This is a genomic window from Tolypothrix sp. FACHB-123 (assembly GCF_014697075.1).
Taxonomy (GTDB): Bacteria; Cyanobacteriota; Cyanobacteriia; order Cyanobacteriales; family Nostocaceae; genus Aulosira.
In genome coordinates this window covers 113,754-137,990 of record NZ_JACJRE010000003.1, presented here as the reverse complement: position 1 = coordinate 137,990, position 24,237 = coordinate 113,754, and the positions used below count along the sequence as shown (strand labels likewise).

Here is a 24,237-nt window from a genome sequence, read left to right as displayed (position 1 = left end):
GTTGTTGAGCATTTAATAATAGCACCTACTAGAATTAAGTAGGTGCTATATGTTTCATATAATTCCAGGGATAAATAATATCTAACTAGACTCCCTGGGGGTTACTAATAATTAATTCAAAATCTAAGGTTCTATGCAGCGCTGCTGCGGTTCAACAAATTCCACAAGAATACGGCGATAATCGCGCCAATAACCGCAACTATGACACCAGGAATGCTGAGACTTGAAGCGGCTAAAGCCAACCTTCCCGTAGTAAAGAATACAGCCAGACTACCGCCAATAAATGCACCGATAACTCCCAGTATTATGGTTCCGAGGATTCCACCACCTTGATGACCGGGATAAATAGCTTTTGCGATCGCACCAGCGATGAGTCCTAAAAGCAGCCAAGCAATAATGTTCATTGTTTTGTTGTGATTGAGTAATGTTTGTTCACCAACAATCAAACATTAACAATTTTCCTATGAGTAACTAATCTGCCATTAGCGTTATTTATACATATATCTAAAGAGCCAGAAAATTTATTCTCTATCTCTACTATATCTTTTGATATACGTCTTAAATTTAATGGAGACAAATTTTAAGAAAAAGCTCCTAGTAGGTCTAAGACTAGGGGCTTATAAAATTATTGCTTGGTAATAGTAGTATATGTATTTATGGCTACGCCTCTCCTCTACTTTAAGAATTAAGCTCTAGTATTTCTAAAGTATTGTTAACCTAACGAACTCATCAACATTCACTAAATATATCTTGATATGTAAAATCTCGTGCTAATATTTTCAAGCATTTCCCATACATTTAAATGTAGATTATTTTTCTACCGTTGGAGAGATGTTAATGGATTTTATAGTCATAACAATTTACTTTAGTTAGCGTTTAATTTTGGCTAAATAACATTCACCGATACGGTCAATTTTTTATAAAACAAAGCGAGGTAATTGTAATTAACAAAACACTGATACGCTAGTCAGTAAGCAGAGTAAAAGCAACTATCGAGATTTTTGTTTAATAGATACTAGAAAGCTAATAGATGCAAAAAATAGGAGATTTGAATCTGAATTTTTACCTAATATATTAATTCTAGGATTTAAAAATGGCTAAATTTCAGACCAAAATATTCTTTCTCTAATTGAAGCAGAGAATCGCTAAGTTAAAAAGCTTTTTACAACAGCAGAAAACGCCGATACAGAGCAATTATATGAATGCTTTAACGCCATTTATAAAGTATTGACATTACACGCTAAAACGGAAGAAATAGTATTCTATCCAGCCATGTGGCAATATGAAGAGACTGAACAATATATTGAAGAAGCTGAAGCTGAACACGAAGAGGCAAAATTCTTTTAGAAGAAATTAAGTCACTCAAACCCAGTGATACAGAGTTTAAAACAAAAATTAAACAGCTGAAAAAAGCAGTGCAACACCATGTACAAGAGGAAGAAAGTGAAATTTTTCCGGCTATATCTGAATGTATGAGTGACACAGAATTAAAGGATTTGGGTAAGGAATTTCAAACCACTAAAGCTAAATTAGAGGCAGAAGTGGTAGCAGCTATGACAACTTAGAATAGACCTAAAGTTTATTTTTGGGGAAATTCTGCCTATAATCGTATTAATTTAACATCAGGCACAGACAATTTCTCTCGAACAAGTGAGCTGCTGGAAACAAGACTGTTATGCTTTGAAGCCACAGCAGCGCTAAGATTTCCCGTATTTATTGGTCATTAGCGACTAGAATTTTCATTAAAGCTAAATTAATAGCTCAACAATTTGCTAAACTCCAACTTCTGGAGAACAAATAGCACATTGGAAATGGGGAGGAATTGGCAAAGTGGCTCAAGAGGGACGTGTAAGCAATATAGAACAAATTGATTCTAGGGACTTTTCCTGGTTGTTCTGGTTTACTTTGCCACTCTACCCCTTTGGTAGTCGTCGGACAATCCGCAAAGAAATTGTTAAGGATACAATCTGGACTTTTGACCAAATACAAGGCATCTTCTATGTGGTTGTGCCCATTCGGATGACTGTGGTAAAGCTAGAAGCTGGGGGACTTCTAGTATACGCGCCTGTTGCACCTACCGCAGAATGTATCCGTTTAGTAAATGAGTTGGTTGCAGAACATGGAGAAGTTCAGTATATTATTCTGCCAACTATCTCTGGATTAGAACATAAAGTGTTTGTCGGCCCCTTTGCGAGATGCTTTCCGCAAGCACAGGTGTTTGTTGCTCCCAGTCAGTGGAGTTTTCCTTTAAATTTACCGTTGAGTTGGCTAGGATTACCTGCAAAAACAACGCAAATACTGCCAGCAGATAGCCAAAAAACACCCTTTGCTGATGAGTTTGATTATGCCATTCTCGGCCCAATTAATTTAGGCCCAGGAAAATTTGCGGAGGTGGCATTCTTCCACAAGCGATCGCATACTCTGTTACTTACAGATACCATACTATCTGTACCCGAAGAACCACCTGCGATCGTTCAATTAGATCCCTATCCTTTACTCTTTCATGCTAAGGAGAATGCAGGTGATATTGTTGTAGATAATCAAGCTAACCGTCGTAAAGGTTGGCAGCGGATATCGTTATTTGCTTTATACTTTCAACCAAGCGTGCTGGACGTAATTAGCTTAGCTCAAACATTGCGCAATGCTATTACCGCCCCAGAACGTTCTAAAAAAGCTTATTTTGGTTTATATCCCTTTAAATGGCAGTCTGATTGGCAACGCTCATTTGCTGCTTTACGCGGTGATGGTAGGTTATTTGTAGCACCTATATTACAGACACTGATTCTCAACCGCGCCCCCCAAGAAACGATTAATTGGGCGAATAAAGTCGCCAGTTGGGATTTCCACTGGATTATCCCTTGTCACTTTGATTCACCAATTAAAGCTGAACCATATCAGTTTCGCCAAGCATTTGCTTTCTTAGAACAGCAACCAGCTGTCAGTGCAGGCTTATTTAACAGTAATAGTTACCCTTTACCCCAAGAAGATTTTAAAGCGCTTCAAGAAATTGACATCAATCTCAATAAGTTTAAAATCGTTCCTCCACCCCAGGATAAAGTGTAGAGACAATTCTCAGCTTTTCGCTGATATTTCTCTGACTCCGCCACCGAAAATGATGAGCAGTAAATTATTTCTGAGTCAGGATTGGGGAAATTTCTAGTCAATGTTGTAGATAGCCTAATATTGTCCTGTAACCTACTTCAGGACAAGCTATTAGCTTTTGGTAATATCCACCAAATGTCTCTAGGATATTTCTTGCAGGAAATCACCTTAAATCTAGGATTTATCAAGTAATGAAGTGCTTAGTATATGTCATGTTTATCTGACATGTTGACCTATCACTTATAAAAGTGAACAAAATAAGACTTTTGAATATATTGAATAAATTGGGATAAATGTGATTTTCTATAAATTAAACAAATAACTCATTTTTTTAGTAGCCGATCCGATCTGAAATGCCTATAATATCTGGAATTTGTTGTCTACGGCTCAGCCTGTCAAAATATTCCCAGTTGCTCATGAGCCAGTTATTTCAAAAAATTAATAATTATTTAATTTTATGATAGCTAGGTGGCTTCTGGAGTGTGAATTCATTGACATGTAGTGAGTATATATGGAGCGAAATTTGCAGATAATTATTCTGATGTAACGCAGTTAAACCATATATATATATTCGTAAAATTTCTCATATTAATATCCAACAACATGAGTTATTAATAAAATCTATCTATAGAGTGATGAAAACAGGAACATTTATATTAGCAATCGAATCAATTTTTCCTGTTAAGACTGCATGGAAGTAGAACAACAGACACAACAGCGCTTTGCGCATCGAAGTCCTATAAATAGGATTTCATCCTAACTCTAACTAGCCGCAAAATTTAGGTATGTATACTCATGGGAAACTTATCCGTTCACAATTCTCACAACAATCAGGCACTGAATGAAGCTACAGACTGGAACGTTATTGAAACCGAATTCGATCCCGCACAACTACACCATAAAGAAACTGTCTTTAGCCTGAGTAATGGTTACTTGGGAACGCGGGGTAGTTTTGAAGAAGGATATCCTCAAGATTCCGCCGCTACACTTATACATGGTTTATATGACAAAGTAGCGATCGCCTATACTGAACTAGTGAATTGTCCGAGCTGGTTGCCATTAACTATTAAAGTGGCAGGCGATCGCTTTACTATGGACAGTGGCGAAATTATCTACTACGAACGGCGGCTTGACTTACGTTTAGGCATACTCAGCCGCGATGTCCGTTGGCGTTCTCCCCAAGGACATACATTAGATTTCCACTTTGAGCGCTTCGCTAGTTTAGCAGATCAGCATGTATTAGCAATTCGCACTCAAGTTACATCCTTAGACTTTGAAGGTGAAGTTTCTTTTGAAACTAGTTTCGATCCCACACCCCAAACTCAAGGTGTACCACATTGGAAAACCCTGAATCAAGGTGGTGTAGATCGGATTATCTGGCTGTACAACCAAACTATCCATTCCGAAATTCAGTTAGGGATGGCAGCTAAATTGGTAGTGGAAGGTGAAAATGCACCACCAATTAATTTAGAAAATGCTGATACTGCTCCCACCCTCAGCACAACTTTCCAAGTCGTACCTGGAAAAAGTGTGAGTGTCGAAAAAATTATTACCCTATTCACCTCACGAGAAATCGAAATTCCCATCGCCGCAGCGCTGCAAAGATTAGCCGACGAACCGCGTTACTCAACGTTGCTAGCCGCTCACATTGCTGCTTGGGAACAAGTATGGCAAGACAGTGACATTATTATAGAAGGCGATCGCCAAGCACAGTTAAGCGTCCGTTACAACTTATTTCAATTATTAGCTGTAGCACCACGTCACGATGACCGTGTGAGTATTCCGCCCAAAACCCTCTCCGGTTTTGCTTATCGCGGACATATATTTTGGGATACAGAAATTTTTATACTTCCCTTCCTGACCTTAACTCAACCAGCTTTAGCCCGTAACTTGCTCACCTATCGCTACCACACCTTACCAGGAGCTAGGCGCAAAGCCCAAGAAGCCGGCTATCAAGGAGCCATGTTTGCTTGGGAAAGCGCTGATACTGGTGATGAAGTTACACCCCGTTGGGTTCCCCATGCTAGCGGTAACGGCGAACTAGTGAGAATTTGGTGCGGTGATATTGAAGTCCATATCAACACCGATGTTGCTTATGCTGCTTGGCATTATTGGCAAACTACAGGTGATGACGATTGGATGCGGGATTATGGTGCAGAAATTATTTTAGATACCGCAGTTTTCTGGCAAAGTCGCGTGATTTGGAATGCAGAGCGGCAAACCTACGATATTTTAGACGTAATTGGCCCTGATGAAAACCATGATCGCGTCAATAATAATGCCTTCACCAATTTAATGGTACAGTGGCACTTACAATCAGCTTTGGCGCTTTGGGACTGGCTCAAGCAAGCCTACCCCGAAAAATCTAGTCAATTAGCCCAACAACTGCAATTAACCATAGAGCGCCTGCATCAATGGACAGAAATTCAAGAACTTCTATATGTAAATCAAGACGAAGTTACTGGTTTAATTGAGCAGTTTGAAGGCTTTTTCCAGCTAGAAGATGTAAATCTGGCAGATTACGAACCCCGCACTCAATCTTTACAAGGTTTATTGGGAATTGAGGCGACAAATCAAAAGCAGATTCTCAAACAGCCAGATGTATTAATGCTGCTGTATTTACTTCGAGAGCGTTACGACTACAAAACCTTAGCGATTAACTGGGATTATTACAGCAAACGCACCGACCATAGCTATGGTTCTTCTCTGGGCCCGGCTATCCATGCTATCTTAGCCTGCGATTTGAACCAACCCACCCACGCTTATACACATTTTCTCCGTTCAGCCTTGGTAGACTTAGAAGATGTAAGGCGTAATGCAGCCGAAGGAATTCACGCCGCCAGTGCTGGAGGTGTATGGCAAGCCGTGGTATTTGGGTTTGGCGGCATTCGGATGACAAAATTAGGCCCTGTCGCCTGTCCTAATTTGCCTCCAACCTGGGAACGTTTGAAATTCCGGCTGCAATGGCGCAACGAGTGGTATGACTTCGATTTGCGACAAAAAACAGACATGGAAATTGACAATCCACCAGCAGATGTGAATCTGCAACCCGCACATCCCCAAATTAAAGGTGTCATCTTTGACTTAGATGGAGTGTTAACCGATACATCTGAGTTGCACTATTTAGGCTGGAAGCGAGTAGCCGACGAAGAAGGCATTCCTTTTAATCGAGAAGCCAACGACGCGATTAGAGGATTACCCAGACGAGAAACCCTAATGCAAATTTTAGGCGATCGCACCGCCACAGAAGCGCAAATTCAAGACATGATGGAGCGCAAAAACGGCTACTTCCTCGAATTAATCGAGAAAATTACCGCAGATGATTTACTACCTGGAGTCGCCAATCTCTTGCAAGAACTGCGAGATGCCGGAATTAAAGTCGCTTTAGGTTCATCTAGTAAAAATGCTCAGACAGTAATTCAGCGTCTAGGCATTAAAGATAAATTTGATGCCATAGCCGATGGTTACAGCGTCTCCCAACCCAAACCCGCACCAGATTTATTCTTATTTGCAGCGCAACAAATTAGCATTTCTCCATCACAGTGCGTTGTGGTAGAAGATGCCATAGCCGGGATAGAAGGAGCTAGAGCCGCTGGAATGTGGTCTGTAGGACTAGGGCCAGTTGAGCGATTAGGTAAAGCTAATGTCGTACTACCCAGTTTAGACAGAGTAACTTGGTCAGACTTACACCAACGCATAGCCAACAGCGAAAAACCAGCTGTCTTAGTAGAAGCTAGCGTTTAAAAATTCACTTTTCTCCAATTTTCCCAATCATCCCACTCTGTATATCAGGGTGGGATTTCTTAATTGTTGGGAAGGACGACAAGGGGGACAAGGAAGCAGAGGAGAAATAACTTATGCCCAATGCCCAATGCCCAATATTAACAAATGTAACAATATTGCCATCAAAACGTTTTACTGTCTTGACAAGCTAGAAGGGAGCCGATAACGTAATATACATACCCGGGTAAGGCCGTTAAAGAAATATGCAAACGCAAACTAAGCAAAAGGTTACTTTGTATTTATCACCTGAACTGCACAGAAGGCTGAAAATTCGTTCAGCAGTTGATTCTGAACCTATGTCAGATCTTGCAGAACGCGCGCTGTTTTTCTACTTATCTAATTCAGAATTAGTAGAAGAAGTAGAAGCTTCTGTATATGGCAGAACTCATAGAGTATATTCCTGCCCCGAATGTGCGAGTTCGTTAGTTCTAAGAGAAGGAGAACTGATTACCTTAAATAATCAACCTGGGGTAATTGGTCAAGAAGATATTTCCATTGATGAAATGGATAAAGAAAAAACCCATCTTCTGGGTGAGGAAGAATTAGTTCCTTGTTAGTTATGAATTATGAAGAATTAAATTCATAATTCTGTTTTCATCACCAGCAAAACGATGTCTGTACTGTACTAAGGTCTCAAGTAGGTCGATGTATGAAAGAAGAGCTCAATATTCTAATTCAAGCTCAATACCCTTTAATCTACCTTGTGACCTCCGAGGAAGAGCGGGCTGAGCAGGCAATTTCCACCATCGCCCAGTTATTAAAGCCCCAACGCCGAGTATTTGTTTGGACAGTAACTCACGGCATCGTGGAGTATGGTCAACCTCGGAATGTCACCCAACACAACACTGTTTCTCCAGAAGCAGCAATTGAGTGGATTATCCGGCATAAAGAACCTGGTTTATTTATACTTAAAGATTTACATCCATTTATAGATGCACCTGCGACAACTAGATCGTTACGTGATGCGATCGCTAATTTTAAACTTTCGTCGCACGGTTCGCCAAAAAACATTATTTTAATGTCGCCGGTTCAACAAGTACCAATTGAACTGGAAAAAGAAGTTGTAGTTCTCGACTTTCAACTACCAGATATGGCTGAGTTAAATAAAGTATTAACTCACCATTTAGATCAAAATCGTGGGCGGAGGTTGACAACCGAAGCTAGAGAAAAACTTCTGAGAGCCGCCTTGGGTTTAACTAAAGATGAGGCAGAAAAAGTCTATCGCAAGGCACAGGTAACTACAGGGCGGTTGACGGAAGATGAAGTAGATATAGTTTTATCTGAGAAAAAGCAGCTAATCAGGCGCAATGGTATCTTAGAATACATCGAAGAAGATGAAACTATTGATGCTGTAGGCGGCTTAGAAGAATTGAAAAAGTGGCTCAAACAACGCTCTAACGCCTTTACAGAAAAAGCGAGAGAGTATGGGCTACCCCAACCAAAAGGGATGTTAATTCTGGGAGTTCCAGGTTGTGGTAAATCGCTGATAGCGAAAACTACTTCTCGTCTTTGGGGGTTACCAATTTTACGCCTAGATATGGGTAGAGTTTACGACGGCTCAATGGTGGGTCGAAGTGAAGCCAATCTACGTAATGCCCTGAAAACAGCGGAATCAATTTCTCCGACAATATTATTCATCGATGAATTAGATAAATCTTTTGCTGGTAGTGCTGGTTCTGGCGATTCAGACGGCGGTACTTCCAGTCGGATTTTCGGCTCTTTCCTCACCTGGATGCAAGAAAAGAAATCTCCTGTATTCGTAATGGCAACTGCTAACAGAGTAGAGCGTTTGCCGGGAGAATTCTTAAGGAAAGGTCGTTTTGATGAAATATTCTTTGTGGATCTGCCCACTCCCGAAGAACGTCAGGATATCTTTAACATTCACCTGACGAAGCGTCGTGAAGACATCTCACGATTTGATTTAGGACAACTAGCGAAGATGTCCGATGGCTTTTCTGGGGCAGAAATTGAACAAGCGATTGTGGCGGCGATGTATGAAGCTTTCGCCCAAGAGCGCGAGTTCACCCAACTAGATATTATTGCTGCACTGAAGGCGACTTTACCGCTGTCTCGTACGATGCAAGAACAGGTCACAGCTTTAAGAGACTGGGCCAGACAGCGCGCCAGACCCGCAGCATCCTCCGTTGCTGAATATCAGCGAATGGAGTTCTAAAAGCTTTCCCCTGCTAATCCCAGGGGGAAAGGCTAGCAGTAAATGCTAGCAGTGCTCGAAAAAAGCCGCTTTTAATTTAAGCGCGGCTTCCCCAAAAACAAACCGTTGTCGTTCTTTCTCAATCTTCTCTTTTGGAGGAAACCCAAATGTCTCACTTTAGCACTCTGCGCACCAAGATCACCGATGCAGAAATCCTCAAAGCATCCTTGCGCGACCTAGGTATCAGCGTGAAGACTGAAGCTGATGTCCGTGGTTATAACGGTCAGCGTGTACGTTCTGACATCGTTGCTGTATTGGAAGGCGAATACGACCTAGGTTGGTCTCGCAACAGTGATGGTTCTTTTGACCTCATTGCTGATCTGTGGGGCGTTGCTAAAAAACATAATCAAACTGAGTTGATCAACTCCATCAACCAAAAATATGCAGTTAACAAGACCTTAGCTGAAGTAAAACAGCGCGGTTTACAAAACGCCAATGTGAAATTGGTATTGCAATAGTAATTTCTCTGCGCGTTCCCAAAGCTGCACGGGCTAACCAAGTAATTAGCGGTTAGCCCGCTTTTTTTAGGGTTAGTTAATTCATAGTCTTTTGTCAAACCGTCAACTTTCAGCACGAATTCCCCTGACTCATTAAGTACAGGGGATTTTTGTATGTTTTTTACAGTATGCAGACAAAAATTTTCTGGTTTATTGTCGGAATATTGCTCTGGTCAAGCTTTGGAGCCTTAATTGCTGGTTGGGGAGCCATGATAGTCAGCTATACCTGGGTTCTCTCAGTTGCTGCTTATGGGGCTGTTATTGGAGCTATGTCAGGATTTATTATTACCTCGCTGGGGCTATTAATTTCCGCCAGAGTGCGATCGCAAGATGTGATACTGTGGGTGCTACTTGGGTCTATTGTTGGTGCAACTATTGGATTTATCAGTACGATTGTCTTTGGTGGCTACCCTAAAAGAACTCAAGCTGATTTAAGTTTTCTGACTTTAGCTCCGACAGGTTTGCTAATAGGCGCAGTTGTCGGAATTATTGTGGCTGTAGGAATCTGGAAATCTCGTCATACATAGTTAATTAACTGTCAGCTTGTTTTGTTTAACAACGTGCAGAACGCGGAAGCATAAATTTTTCTTTTTCGGCGGCAAATTTACCGCGCACCATTAAAACGGTTTCCTCAATAACACCGGGAAATGCTTGCACATTGTCTGCATTGAGAAGTTCTGGACTAAAGTAAATCGCTACCTCTTCAATGAATTGAGGTATTCTCACTAGGATTTCTGACAACGGATGTATCTGTGTGCTGACCATATCAAACAGATGCAGTTGAGTATCTTCTATTTCCATACAGGCGATCGCATCTAAATCTTCTGCATAATATAAAGGACGGCTTCCTTCATTCACAAAGAACACGGCTTTTTCGTGGACTACCCCGACTATATTAGAGACTGGTACTCGTGTTTCTAACAGTCTGTGCAGCAATGCTAAATCTTCGTTAGCTGTCAAATCTAATTGTCTCCAGCCATCTGTGCTACCTGTGGAACTGCATTTAACTTTAAAGATATGTTCTTCGACAACACGAAAGCCAAAAGGTAGATAAAATTCTGGGTGTGATGTTGACAATACAAGAGTTTCATAAAGCTTATCGCAATATTCCAGTACTTCATTCATGACGGCGCGGTAATAACCTTTTCTGCGAAACTCTGGACGGGTAGCGACTGCATGAATTCCGCCAACAGTGACTCTTTTTCCCATGATGTAGAGGGGAATTTCTACTACTCCCACATGGCTAATCGCTATATCCTCATGAAAGCGAATAAAAGGAGTGGAAGCAGCTTCCCAGGATGCACCTAGTTTTCTTCCACATTCAGCTAAACTGCTGATTCCGGGAAATGTGATTTCTAACAAGTCAAAAAGCTTACCGCTGATAGCAGGGTCTACTGCAAAGGATTGTTGAAAGCGATCGCAGTTCATAGTGCCAATTTTACTACGGGAATAATAAAATTATAAGCCTCGCCACTTCCATGCAGAGATGAGTAAAATATTGGATATTTTTCTCCAAAAATATACTTAGTTAAAATCTGGTTTTGTGTATAAACCAAACCCGCAAACTCTGCACGGGCAATAATCCCATGATTTCATTTCTTCGCCAACATTTAGGGAAATTGAGGTTGCTGATTCTCTTAGGAATCAGTAGTCTAGCTACTACATCAACTAATTATGCACAGGCTCAAATTGTCCCAGATAATACATTGGGTGCAGAAAGTACAAAGCTGACACCAAATACTAACATTCAAGGATTACCAACAACCTTAATAGAAGGTGGTGCGACTAGAGGCTTTAACTTGTTTCAGAGTTTTTTACAATTTAATGTTGCTGAAGGACAACGAGTATATTTTGCTAATCCTGTAGGGATTGAAAATATCTTCACGCGCGTCACTGGTAGTGATATCTCCAAGATTTTCGGGACTTTGGGAGTAGATGGAAGAGCAAATTTATATTTTCTCAATCCCAATGGGATAATATTTGGTGCTAACGCCCGTTTAGATGTGACTGGCTCATTTTTGGCAACTACAGCTAATAGTTTTGTCTTTGATAATGGATTGAAATTTAGCGCTACCAATCCTGAAGCAGCGCCACTACTTACAGTTACCTTACTTCCGGGGTTGCAATTTGCGGCTAATTCATCGGGGATGATTCGCAATCGCGGGAATTTAAGCGTCGGGCAAGATTTGAGCTTAATTGCTGATAATCTCGATTTACAAGGCCAATTACAAGCTAATAGAGATTTAACCCTAATTGCTCAAGATACAGTTAATGTCAGAGATACAGTTAGCAATCCTGTAATTGTTGCAGCAGGAGAAAAGTTAACTCTCCAAGGGAATCAGAGTATAGATATATTCGCCTTGAATCACCCTGAAAGTGGTTTATTTTCTGGTGCAGATATGGTTTTACGCAGTCCTAATACTATAGCTGGAGATGCTAGCTATTGGACTGGTGGCAATTTTCGGATTGAAAAATTAGATGGTAATTTGGGCAATCTGTTTAGCCCTGATAACTCAATTATACGTGCTAGTGGTGATGTTAATTTTAATAGTTACCAAGGCGCTTCTCTGCATATTTTTGCTGGTGGTGCAGTGAATATTGATAGTATTAAAATCATCGGTGCAGATAAAAGTAACCCTGCGAACTCAATCGGAGAAAATGTACCCCTAGCCATCAGTCTCCCCAACGGGACAAATTCTGTGGCTATTAATGGTGGAAAGGAACCAACATTAGATATTCGCGCGGGAACTACTGCATTTACATCTCCCAGTCTGACACCAAATCCGATTCCTGGTGTGATGGGAATAGTTAAAACTAATGCCCCAAGTTCCAGTGCCAACATTAATATTGGCAGTATTACCAATCTCAATTATTCACCAACTGGTGAACCAATAAAAGGCAAGATTCTGTTAACTAATCAGTACGCAGCTAATGAATTACCTGGTAATATTACAACAAATTTGATTCAAACTTTTGGGGATGTCACCATTGATTCGCGAGGTGACATTAATAGTAATGGCGTAATTGATATTTCTTTTGGACTTGATAGTAATAATAATATTCAATTGCTTGCCAATCAAAATATTAATGTTATTGGCAGTTTACTGTCTGATTTAGAAAATATAGTTCATGGCGATGGTGGTAATATTACCCTTATTAGTAAAAATGGCGGTATCGATACAAGATTTGCAAACATAATTTCTATAACCCCTCAGGGAGTGGCAGGAGATGTAACTATAGAAGCTTCTGGCGATATTTATATAGGTAATATAGAAGCATCTAGTAATTTTAATAATCTAGATAGTAATTATCCAGGTAAGTTATTTAGCACCATCAATATTAAATCTATCAATGGTTCTGTATATTTAAATGACTCACATTTAGATACTACAAATGTTGGTTTAGGCTATGCTGGAGATATCAGTATTAGTGCGTTACAAGAAGTTAGAGTTGCGAATGACAGTATTATTTCTAGTATCGGTAATATTGGTCAAATTTATCTTGGTAAATCAGACTATGTTGATTTATCTCCGCAAATAGTAAATATTGTTGATTCTCGCTTAAATACTGATAATCCTGGTGAGCAAGGTAGTGCTGGAAATATTAGCATTACATCTGTGAAAGATATAGCTATTGCCAATAGTAAAATCTATAGCAATGCACCTATGAGTGCGAGTAGAGCCAATGCTGGAAGTATTTTTATTGAATCTCTAGGTTCACTTTCTTTAACTAATAGTCAAATTGTTAGTGATGTTCTAGGTGGTACGGGTAATGCTGGAAGTCTGAGGCTGGATGCTGGTGCAATATCTCTGCAAGGAACTACTCTAAAAACAGATAATAACGGACTAGGAGATGGGGGAAGTATAGAAATACATGCCAGCAAACAAGATATTTTGATTAAGAACAGTCAAGCCAATAGCGAAAGTAATAGCTTAGATAATAATATTTCTGATCCTTACCTTTTACCTGGTTATATTCACATTGCAGCTAACCAAGGTTCGGTAATATTGGAAGAAACTAGATTGAATACAACAAATACTGCTGGTGGTTACGCTGGATATATATTTGTTAATGCCTTAAATGAGATTCTCCTCAATAGGAATTCTGGTAAAGAGGGCACAGTTCAGAAGGGAATTATTAGCAATGGGAATTCAGGTAACATCTTTATTGGATATTCTCCTGATGGTGAATCACTTATACCTAAAAAAGTAACGCTTGACAACACTTTCTTAACTACTAGTAACTTGGTGCAAGGTACTAATCAAGAAAATATTCTAACTAAGAATGCGGGCAATATAACAGTGCAATCTTTGGGAGAATTTTCTCTCACTAGCAGTAATTTAGAAACTACAACTTATGGTTTGGGTACTGGAGGAAGTATTAGCATTGATGCTAACTCATTATCTTTGAGTAACAAGAGTTCTCTCTTAGCTAATACGCTAGGTACTGGGAAAGCTGGGAGCGTAACTGTAAATACAAATGGTGGCGCAGTCTCGCTTTCAGAAAGTAGTATTAATACTGGTAGTGACGATCTAATCGCTAAAGTCACACAAGATAAATCATATCAAGCGGGACAGGGTGGTGGCGGTGATATTACTATTAATGCTGCGGCTTTATTTTTAAGCAATAATTCAATTTTAAATGCTAATACTTTTGGAGCAAAAAACAGCGGCAATATTTATATCGCAGTAGATAAAACAGTATCTTTTGCTGATAGTTCTATTATTAATGCTAGTACGTATCTTCAGGGAAATGCTGGGGATGTTAATATTAAAGCTCAAGAAATTTATTTTAGTAATGAGTCTTCGATTCAAGCAGAGACTTTTGGGAGTGGCAAAGCTGGTAATATTGATATCACTGCTCAAATATTGTCTTTAAATCAGACATCAAGAATTGATGCCCAAACTTTTGGAAGTGGCAATGCAGGTAATGTAAATATTAAAACTCAGTCCCTTGCTTTAAGTGATGGAGCAAGAATCAATGGTAATACTTATGGTAGCGGGAATGGGGGAACTATTAATATTAATCCGCTGGATTTTATCGAAAAATCTGCTGCTGTTGTGACTCTATCTGGTGCATCATTTCTGAATGGATTTTCTACTGGATTTTTTGTCAATACTGAAAGCAAACAAGCAGATGCTGGCGCAGGTGGCAATATTACTATTACAACTGGTAATTTAACTATAAAAGATGGTGCAGTTTTAAGCGCACCTTCTAAAAGTAGCGGTAGCGGTGGGAATATTGAAATTAATGTTAATAATCTGGAAATTACAGGTGGTGGGCAAATTCTGACTAATGCTTATAGCAGCGGACAAGCTGGTAGTATTAAAATTAATGCTACTAATAATGTGGCGATCGCAGGTCAGGATTTCAGCTATACTCAACGACTTGAGGAACTGACACAAATAATTGAGGTAATTAAAGATACTTACGATTTCGTTTTACCAACAAGCGATCGCGAAATTAGAGGTATACTCGGCCCCATCAATCAATATAGCGGGCTATTCGCTAACACAGAAGCCAACTCTACAGGCGATGGCGGTACGATTAACATCGACCCGATTCAAGTCACCCTCAAAGACGAAGCGAAAATCTCTGTTGATAGTCAGGGTACAGGTGTTGCAGGTAGTATTAGCATTACAGCTAATCGTCTGACGCTGGATAATCGTGCCGCAATTAGTGCAGATACCGATAGCGGTCAAGGTGGTAGCATTACACTGAATTTGCAAGATTTACTGCTATTTCGCCGTCAAAGCGTCATCTCTACCACAGCAGGGAAACAAGGTGCGGGTGGCGATGGTGGTGCGATCGCAATTAATCTAAATACTAATAATGGCTTTATTGTCTCTCCACCTGCGGAAAATAATGATATCTCTGCCAATGCTTTCTCTGGTAGTGGTGGTGCTATTGAAATCAACGCCAAAGGGGTAATTGGTTTAGCAACCTTAACCAGATTGGAACTGGAAGAGAAATTAGGTACAACCGACCCAGAAAAGCTTGACCCCCAATATCTGCAAACCAATGATATTACGGCGATTTCGCAAACTGACCCCCAATTAAATGGTATCGTCAGTATTAATTCTCCAGAGATTGACCCCAGTAAAAGTATTATCTCACTCCCCACAAATGCAACCGACCCCTCACAGCAAATCGCCCAAAGTTGTGGGGCTGGAAATCAAAAAATAGCGAGTACATTTACTGATACTGGGCGTGGTGGATTACCGCCTAAGCCTGATGAATTTCTCAGTAGTGATACGGTGTGGGAAGATGTTCGTCTGCGTGCTAATTCTCCACAGCCAAGGCTATCTACTGAGGCGGTAAAACCCACAGCTAGTCAGGAAAAGACTGTGTTAACTCTTCCTGCAACTGGTTGGGTATTCAACAACAAAGGCGAAGTTACCCTGATTTCTCAAACACCCCAATCTTCTGTTGCTGGATTCAATTCCTCTAACTGTGCGGCTAAATAGAAAGCACAAGAGTCAGTCAAGATTTACACAAAAGTTCCTAAGACTCCTCTCTGTGTACTCTGCGTTCTCTGCGGTTTTTGTAAACATTTATTAATTGTCCAAGTGCTACTTGTAGCGGTTTTAACTTTCATCGCATACAACTTGTGTATAGTCCCTTACTTATACCGCAATTAGGTTCAGTAAGGACTACAACCTTTAGTCGAAATCAGTTTTTTTAAGGAACCGCCAAGACGCCAAGGATACAGAGAGAAGAATTAGAAGGAAGAAAAGGCAAAGCAATGCCTAACTGAATTGTATTTAATGAAATACGCATAATATCTGAAAAACATGAATCTTCTCAATTGAGAAGCACTATATATGTATGCATCACAGAAAAAACACATTAAAAATCACAGCAATTGGCTGATATTGATACTTTTACTCTTTAATTTTTTTATCCCTAAATCGTTAGCACAAACTCCTACCAACCCACCGATACAAGATATCAACCGTCAAATTGAACAACCGACTACGCCCACTCCTACATTACCCAAACTACCGAATTTAGAGGAGTTATTTCCAACTTCACCTATTACTAATCCGCCGATTGAGGAAAATGTTCCGCCAGATTTAGCGGGAAAAATTCAGGTAACTAAATTTGAGGTGGTGGGTAGTACTGTCTTTAGTCAAGAAGAATTAGATAAAATTCTCCAGGAATTTATCAATAAACCTATCACTTTTCCTCAACTATTAGAAGCAGCAGATAAAATTACCGAACTTTATACTCAAGGTTGTCAACCAGAAAATAAAAATACAGATTTACCCTGTTATGTGAATTCAGGTGCATATATTCCAGCCAAGCAAACTTTTAAAGTTGAGGGTGATGTAGTTAAAATTCAAGTTTTGGAAGGTAGTCTAGAAACTATTGAAATTCGCGGTACAAATAGGCTAAATCCTGATTATGTGAGAAGTCGTCTAGCTTTAGCTACAGGTAAGCCTTTGAATTTAAAAAAGTTAATGCAAGCTTTGCAGTTATTACAATTAGATCCATTAATCAAAAATATCTCTGCTGAATTGGGTAATGGGGTAAATCCGGGTGCGAGTATTTTATCTGTGCAAGTTGCGGAAGCAAAAACATTTACAGTGCAGGTTAGTCTAGATAATAAACGTACACCGGGTATTGGGAGTTTAGAACGACAAATTCAACTTAATCAAGCTAATCTGTTGGGTTTGGGTGATGGCTTAAGTGTGGGTTATACAAATACTGATGGTAGTAATAGTGTAGATGTCAGCTATAGATTACCCGTCAATCCTCGGAATGGAACTGTGCAATTTAACTATAGTTATGCAGCGAGTAATGTAATTGAAAAACCTTTCAATGTTTTAGATATTGAAGGAACTTCTCAAGAATATGGTATTAGTTTTCGCCAACCTTTAGTGGAAACGCCAACGACAGAATTTGCAGTTGGGGTAAGTGCGAGTCATCGAGATAGTGATGTTGGTTTTTTGCAAGCACAAATAGGCGAAAGACTTCCGTTTCCTTCTGCTGGTGCGAGTGCAGATGGAACCACAAAAGTAACTATTTTGCGATTATTTCAAGAATGGACTCAGCGCAGTAGCCAACAAGTATTAGCAGCGCGATCGCAATTTAGTTTCGGAATAGATGCATTAGGTGCGACAATCAATCAAGATGCGCCAGATGGTCAATTTTTTACCTGGCGAGGACAGGCGCAATGGGTAAGATTACTAGCGCCAGAAACTTTATTTTTATTGCGTACAGATTTACAAATAGCTAATAGACCTCTCTTAGCTTCTGAGCAAATTGGCTTAGGAGGACAAGCAACAATTCGCGGTTATCGTCAAGACCAAATATTAGCAGATAATGGCTTTTTAGCAACGGCAGAATTTCGTTATCCAGTATTAAGAGTTCCTCAAGTGAATGGGTTATTACAAATTACGCCATTTTTTGATTTTGGCACAGCTTGGAATATTTCTCAACCGGGAAGAACTAATCTTAATCCCGATACTCTAGCTTCTACAGGAATCGGACTTTTATGGCAACAAAATAATTTAACAGCGCGTTTTGATTGGGGTATTCCTCTGGGTATCGATATTCCTAATAAAAATACTTGGCAGGAAAATGGACTCTATTTTTCTGTGATTTATACACAGGCTTTTTAGTCAACAATCAACAATCAACAATCAATAATATTTATGTCTTTAATCTTACTTTTAAGTAGCTTATTTATCAATTCATCGCCTAATCTGATTCAGCCAATTTCACCTATATTTACAGTCATTAACAATCGGGTTTCAGAGGAGCAAGCTAGCAATGGTCAGGATTTGCTAGATCGAGCTTTGATATCATATCAACAAGAACAATATGCACCAGCTTTAAAAATGTTTCAACAAGCTGATGTGGCATTTCAAACATCTGGAGATAAACTGAACCAAGCATTAGCATTAAATTACTTGTCTTTGACTTATCAGCAGTTAGGACAGTTAGCTGATGCACAACAGGCGACTGAGGAAAGTTTACAACTATTGAAAAATAAAAATGATAGTAAAGATTATTTGTCAATACTTGCTCAAACTTTAAATACTCAAGGTCAATTACAATTAGCAAAGGGGGAAACAGAAAAAGCTTTAACTAGTTGGCAAGAAGCCAGCAATACTTATAGTAAAATTGGAGATGAAATCGGCAAGCTTGGCAGTAAAATTAACCAGGCGCAAGCATTACAAACATTAGGACTTTACCGTCGCGCTACTAATACCTTAGAAGAAATTAAGCTGAATTTAGATAAACAAGCAGACTCGCTTTTAAAAGTTACTGGTTTGCTGAGTCTGGGCAATACTTTACGTGTAGTGGGGCATGTTGATAAATCTCGAAATATATTAACAGAAGGCTGTCAAATTCAAGGGAAATTATTACAATTAGAAACAGTTTGTAATCCTACCTTGTCAGCGAGTTTAAACAATACCAATATAGGAAAACCAAACCCCGAACAAGAAAAGCTAGCAGAAATTTTATTAAGTTTAGGAAATACAGCGCAAGCACAGCAAGATATTGAAGCTGCAATCCAGTTTTATCAACGTTCTGCAAGTATTTCTCAGAAGCAGACTACACAATTACAAGCACAATTAAATCAACTACGGCTGGTATTACAATCTGGGGGAGATAAGTTTGCATCTACTCAAGGTTTATCTCAGGAAATTATCTCGCAAATTGCTAATTTATCAGCAAAAATAGAGAATTTACCTGCAAGTCGCAGTAATATTTATGCGCGGATTAATTTTGCCCAAATGCTGCTAAAGTTAGGCAAAACAGGATTTTTAACTAAAGATGTAATTGCTCAAAATAATTGTACATCTGCTGATTCTTTGTGTAATGCTGCTAAAATTGTGGCTACAGGTTTTCAGCAAGCGGAAACTTTAGCAGATGTGCGATCGCAAGCTTACGCTTTAGGTACATTGGGGAGTTTATACGAATACACTCAGCAATGGACGGAAGCGCGAACGTTGACCCAGCAAGCGCTAAAATTAGCAGAAGGAATTCAAGCTAGAGATATTGCTTACCGTTGGCAATGGCAATTAGGACGAATCCTCAGTGCTACAGGTAATCCTGAAGAAAATCAACAAGGTGCGATCGCTGCTTACGATCGCGCAGTCAAGAGTTTAAAATCTATACGTCGTGATTTAGTCACCGTCAATCGCGATGCGCAATTTTCTTTTCGCGATGAGGTAGAACCAGTATATCGTGAGTATGTAAGCTTACTCTTACCAAAAACAGGCGAACCGAGTGCAGAGAATTTAGATAAAGCTAGAAAAGTTATTGAATCTTTACAGTTAGCAGAACTCGATAACTTTTTCCGTTCAGCTTGTTTAGATACTAAACCCGTGGAAATTGATGAAATCGATACCCAGAAACAAACTGCGGTAATTTACCCGGTACTGTTGAGCGATCGCTTATCGATTATTCTCTCATTACCACACCAGCAAAAAAATAAATCTCTGAAATTATATACAGTTATTCTCGCCAAACAAGAATTTCAAGCACAAGTTAAAGAACTTCAGCAAGAAATATTCTTGAAAAGTCCGCGAGAATTCCTCAAAACCTCAAAGCAAATGTATGAATGGTTAATTCGCCCCATTGAAGCCGATTTAGCAAATAGTAGGGTAAAAAATATTGTTTTTGTTTTAGATGGTAACTTACAAAGTATACCAATTTCTGCACTTTACGACCAACGAAAAAAGCAATATTTGATTCAAAAATCTTATAACATTGCTATTACCCCAGGTTTAGAATTATTACCCCCGCAATCTGTTAGCCAAAATCGCTTACAAGCATTAATTGGTGGACTGAGTGAAGCCCGTGATACTTTCCCCGCTATCCCTGGAGTCAAAGATGAACTTGAGCAAATCAAAGATGTATTAGCAACTAGAGGAAACTTCATCAATGAAAATTTCACCCAGCAAAACATAGAAGATGCAGTTAAGTCATTTCCTGGGGGAATATTACACCTAGCAACACATGGTAAATTTAGTTCTAAAGCTGAAGATACTTTTATTTTGACCTGGAATCAAAGATTAAATGTAAATGATTTTAGTTCTGTTCTCAAAACTCGTGAATCTAAGCAACAAGCAGCTATAGATTTACTGGTTCTCAGTGCTTGCGAAACCGCAGCCGGCGATAGTCGCGCCGCTTTAGGAATAGCCGGAATTGCTGTACAATCGGGGGCGCGCAGCACATTAGCGACGCTGTGGACTGTTAACGATGAAGCGACTGCGGCGCTAATGATTGAATTTTATAAACAGATAGCGCAAAACCAAAAAAAAGCTGAAGCTTTGCGGAATGCGCAACTTATTCTACTATCAGGAAAATTAAATCCTGTGTTTAAACATCCATATTACTGGGCACCTTTTGTATTAGTCGGTAATTGGCAATAAAGTGCTTATTTAGCCATCTTCAATGATTGATGAAATATAACATATAGGGTTGTTGACTGTTAACTGTTGACAGTAAAAAGTTAAGGATAATTGTAGGTTGGGTTGAACGAAGTGAAACCCAACAAACTCCCGAAAATGTTGGGTTACCCTACGAGAAGTCGCTCTGCGTCTACGTTCCTCAACCCAACCTACACAGTTTCCGTTTTTCGGCGCTAACACCAAGCGTATTGATAATTAAATAGGTAAATTACGAATTACGAATTACGAATTACGAATTAGTAATTATTATGAGATACTTCCACAAGTATAAATGTAAAAAACACATTTTATGGTAAATAGTCCTCTATTTTCAGACATCCAAAATCATTGGGCAAAAGCATCTATTTTAGCTGCATCCCAAAGAAATATCTTAAGAGGTTATCCTGATGAGACTTTTCGCCCTAATGCACCTGTTAATCGTGCGGAGTTTGCAGCAATAATTGCTACAGCGTTACCCAAACAGCCAGTATCGCGTCCCCCGATTACCTTTACTGATGTACCGGCTAGTCATTGGGCGGCTAAAGCGATCGCTCAAGCATATCAGACAAACTTCCTCTCTGGCTATCCCAATGGACTTTTTAAACCCACCGAAATCATGCTGCGGGTGCAAGCCTTCGCAGCAGTAGCTTCTGGGTTAAAATATCAAGCTACAGCCGATCCAGCGAGTATTTTAAAGAAAAATTACGATGATTTTGCCCAAATTCCCAATTATGCGATAAATGCGATCGCAGCTGCAACAGAAAAAGCGATCGTTGTTAACTACCCCGACATCCGACGCTTACAGCCCAATCAAAACATTACCAGAGGCGAAATCGCCGCCTTAGTTTGTCGAATTTTGGGGATTCAGACTGTACCTTACAATTACATCCCTGGTATAGAATTATTCGTAATTCCACCAAAATTTGATGCAGCTGATACTTTTACAGCAGAATTGGCACGAGTGCAAATCAATAATCAGTGGGGTTATATCGATAAAACCGGAAAATATATCATTCCCCCAGAATTTGATGAAGCCCATCCTTTTGCAGCAGGATTGGTATTAGTTAAAGACAATATTATTAAATCAAGCATCACCTAATTCATGGAAATTCGTGGTATTTGGATTACAACAACAGCTAGCCAAGTCTTAAATTCTCGACAAAATATTGCTGAAGCAATGGACTTTCTCGCTGACACAGGATTCAACGTAGTATTTCCTGTTGTTTGGAATAATGGCGAAACCATTTATCCCAGTAAAGTCATGGGAGAAAATTTTGGGGTAGAAATTAACCAAAGATTTAAAGGTAGAGATCCCTTAGCAGAATTAATCGTTGAGGCGAAACGAGTTAATATTGCTGTGATTCCTTGGTTTGAATATGGTTTTGCTAGTTCATACCAAAAACCAAATGATACCATCCTCACCAAAAAACCAGAATGGGCGGCGATTGATGCTACTAAAAAAACAGTTGTTAAAAATGGCTTTACTTGGCTAAATGCTTTTGATAGTCAAGTCCAAGAATTTTTATTAAATTTATTTCTTGAAGTCGTTAAAAACTATGAAATAGCTGGAATTCAAGGAGACGATCGCTTTCCCGCTTTACCTAGTGAAGCAGGTTATGATGATAAAACAATTGCTCGTTATAATCAAGAATTTAATCGACTTCCACCAGAAAATATCAAAGATCCCACTTGGTTACAATGGCGAGCTGATATTCTTTCTAATTTTTTAACCCGCTTCTACCGAGAAATTATTAATATCAAACCTGACTTAATTATTTCCATGTCTCCTAGCGTTTATCCTTGGGGTTATGAAAACTATCTCCAAGATTCTCAAGCTTGGGTTGACTTAGGATTAGTGGATTTAATTCATCCCCAGGTATATTGGAAAGATTTTGATACTTATAAGCGAGATATAGATAGATTTATCGCGAGTAATTTTACCAAGCAGCAATTACCCCAACTCGTTCCTGGTGTGCTCATAAAACAAGGCACATATCGAATTTCTCCAGAATATTTAGTCCAGGCGATCAAGTATAATCGTTCCGTTGGTTTGCAAGGAGAATTGTTATTTTTCTACGAAGGTTTACGAGAAGATAATAATGCTTTAGCAAAGTTGCTTAAATCTGAAGTTTACTCAAAGCCGCCTGGTAAATTTGACTCCAAAGAAATCAAAAATAATAGCTTTACCCATAGGCGGGTAAATACTCATTATATTACCAGAAATATCTCGCAAGAAATCATTCTTAAAGCTCAATTTGACTGGGTTGAACCCTTTTCTCAAGGTATCGCTGCTGTCAAAATGGGATATAAATACGCTTATATTAATCAAACGGGTAAACTACTAACTCGCTTTGACTTTGATATTGCTAAACCTTGCTCAGAAGGACTAGCACTAGTAAAATTCAAAAATTTATATGGCTATATCGATCCAACTGGTAACCTAAAAATTAAGCAACAATTCAATGATGCCAAATCATTCTCAGAAGGATTAGCAGCAGTTAAAAAAGCTGATAAGTGGGGTTATATTGGACAAGGATATATTGGAAACAATGTCCCCTTAGTTATTCCTGCCAACTTTGAAGATGCTAAATCATTTTCTGAAGATTTGGCAGCAGTAAAAATGGCAGATAAGTGGGGTTATATTGATAAACAGGGAAATGGTATTATTCAATTTAATTTTGATGATGCTAACAATTTTTTCCAAGGTTTAGCATTAATAAAATTTCAGGATAAATTAGGTTATATAGATAAAAACGGCAATTACGTTATTCCACCCCAGTTTGATGATGCTAATAATTTTTCAGAAGGTTTAGCTCCCGCGAAATTAGGAAATAAATGGGGATATATTAATCAGTATGCTGAATTTACCATTCCCCCAAATTTTGATAGTGCTAAACCTTTTGTTGATGGTATGGCATTAGTGAATGTTGGGGGTAAATGGGGATATATTCGGAAATTGTAAATATTGAATTCTTCAACAAAATTATCTCCCCAATACCCCATGACGCCAGTTTCTTCAAGTCGGCAAAGCCGCCCAACGCACTGGCTCCCCCATACCCAATACCAAATTCACTTCACTAAAACTTTATATATTTCTGTGCTGATTTTATAAAGAATTTATTTAATATCCGTTCTTATACTTAAATTTTGATTACATTAAGACATATAAATCACATTTAAAATAACAAAAACTTAATTCTATTCATAGATTGATAAGAATCATAGAGGGAGC

The 24,237-nt window shown here is 39.2% G+C and carries 15 protein-coding genes; 13 read left to right on the top strand and 2 right to left on the bottom strand.

Annotated elements, in window-relative coordinates; translation table 11 throughout:
• Positions 1–131 precede the first annotated feature (131 nt).
• Entirely contained in the window at positions 132–404 is a 273-nt protein-coding gene (locus H6G41_RS03090; RefSeq protein WP_190743512.1) for a GlsB/YeaQ/YmgE family stress response membrane protein, read from the bottom strand.
• Positions 405–1,227: 823 nt separating this feature from the next.
• On the opposite strand from H6G41_RS03090, the gene H6G41_RS36150 reads away from it, so the two are divergent.
• From H6G41_RS36150 to H6G41_RS03055, 8 genes are all read left to right on the top strand, one after another.
• Positions 1,228–1,347: a hypothetical protein gene (locus H6G41_RS36150; protein WP_374939406.1), complete on the top strand. Its 120-nt coding sequence runs from the start codon at positions 1,228–1,230 to the stop codon at positions 1,345–1,347.
• Positions 1,348–1,415: 68 nt separating this feature from the next.
• On the top strand, positions 1,416–1,565 hold the full coding sequence (locus H6G41_RS34560) for a hypothetical protein (protein WP_199316010.1): 150 nt from the start codon (positions 1,416–1,418) through the stop codon (positions 1,563–1,565).
• 265 nt (positions 1,566–1,830) lie between these two features.
• Positions 1,831–3,063, top strand: coding sequence for a DUF4336 domain-containing protein (locus H6G41_RS03080; RefSeq protein WP_190743510.1), 1,233 nt, complete (start codon positions 1,831–1,833; stop codon positions 3,061–3,063).
• Positions 3,064–3,897: 834 nt separating this feature from the next.
• A complete protein-coding gene (gene pgmB, locus H6G41_RS03075) occupies positions 3,898–6,846 on the top strand; it encodes a beta-phosphoglucomutase (protein WP_190743508.1) in 2,949 nt (982 codons plus the stop codon).
• Positions 6,847–7,088: 242 nt separating this feature from the next.
• Entirely contained in the window at positions 7,089–7,442 is a 354-nt protein-coding gene (locus H6G41_RS03070) for a hypothetical protein (protein ID WP_190743506.1), read from the top strand.
• 92 nt (positions 7,443–7,534) lie between these two features.
• Positions 7,535–9,058 (top strand): AAA family ATPase, encoded by a 1,524-nt coding sequence (locus H6G41_RS03065; RefSeq protein WP_190539867.1) that lies wholly within the window; start codon positions 7,535–7,537, stop codon positions 9,056–9,058.
• Between the two features lie 146 nt (positions 9,059–9,204).
• On the top strand, positions 9,205–9,555 hold the full coding sequence (locus H6G41_RS03060; protein ID WP_015136553.1) for a DUF1257 domain-containing protein: 351 nt from the start codon (positions 9,205–9,207) through the stop codon (positions 9,553–9,555).
• A 167-nt stretch (positions 9,556–9,722) separates the two neighbouring features.
• Entirely contained in the window at positions 9,723–10,121 is a 399-nt protein-coding gene (locus H6G41_RS03055; RefSeq protein ID WP_190743504.1) for a hypothetical protein, read from the top strand.
• A gap of 25 nt (positions 10,122–10,146) precedes the next feature.
• Here the strand turns inward: H6G41_RS03055 and H6G41_RS03050 are convergent, their stop codons facing one another.
• The gene (locus H6G41_RS03050) at positions 10,147–11,022 is read right to left on the bottom strand and encodes a GNAT family N-acetyltransferase (protein WP_190743502.1); all 876 of its coding nucleotides are present in this window, start codon (positions 11,020–11,022) and stop codon (positions 10,147–10,149) included.
• A 158-nt stretch (positions 11,023–11,180) separates the two neighbouring features.
• Here H6G41_RS03050 and H6G41_RS03045 point away from each other — a divergent pair, with 158 nt between their 5' ends.
• The 5 genes from H6G41_RS03045 (at position 11,181) to H6G41_RS03030 (ending at position 23,967) form a co-directional block, all read left to right on the top strand.
• Positions 11,181–16,061 (top strand): filamentous hemagglutinin N-terminal domain-containing protein, encoded by a 4,881-nt coding sequence (locus tag H6G41_RS03045; RefSeq protein WP_190743500.1) that lies wholly within the window; start codon positions 11,181–11,183, stop codon positions 16,059–16,061.
• 357 nt (positions 16,062–16,418) lie between these two features.
• Positions 16,419–18,221 (top strand): ShlB/FhaC/HecB family hemolysin secretion/activation protein, encoded by a 1,803-nt coding sequence (locus H6G41_RS03040; RefSeq protein ID WP_190743498.1) that lies wholly within the window; start codon positions 16,419–16,421, stop codon positions 18,219–18,221.
• A 33-nt stretch (positions 18,222–18,254) separates the two neighbouring features.
• Positions 18,255–20,987 carry a CHAT domain-containing protein gene (locus tag H6G41_RS03035; RefSeq protein WP_190743496.1) on the top strand — a complete coding sequence of 911 codons (2,733 nt, stop codon included), beginning with the start codon at positions 18,255–18,257 and terminating at the stop codon, positions 20,985–20,987.
• Between the two features lie 328 nt (positions 20,988–21,315).
• Positions 21,316–22,104: an S-layer homology domain-containing protein gene (locus H6G41_RS34555; RefSeq protein WP_199316009.1), complete on the top strand. Its 789-nt coding sequence runs from the start codon at positions 21,316–21,318 to the stop codon at positions 22,102–22,104.
• A gap of 3 nt (positions 22,105–22,107) precedes the next feature.
• Positions 22,108–23,967 (top strand): WG repeat-containing protein, encoded by a 1,860-nt coding sequence (locus tag H6G41_RS03030; RefSeq protein WP_199316008.1) that lies wholly within the window; start codon positions 22,108–22,110, stop codon positions 23,965–23,967.
• Positions 23,968–24,237 lie beyond the last annotated feature (270 nt).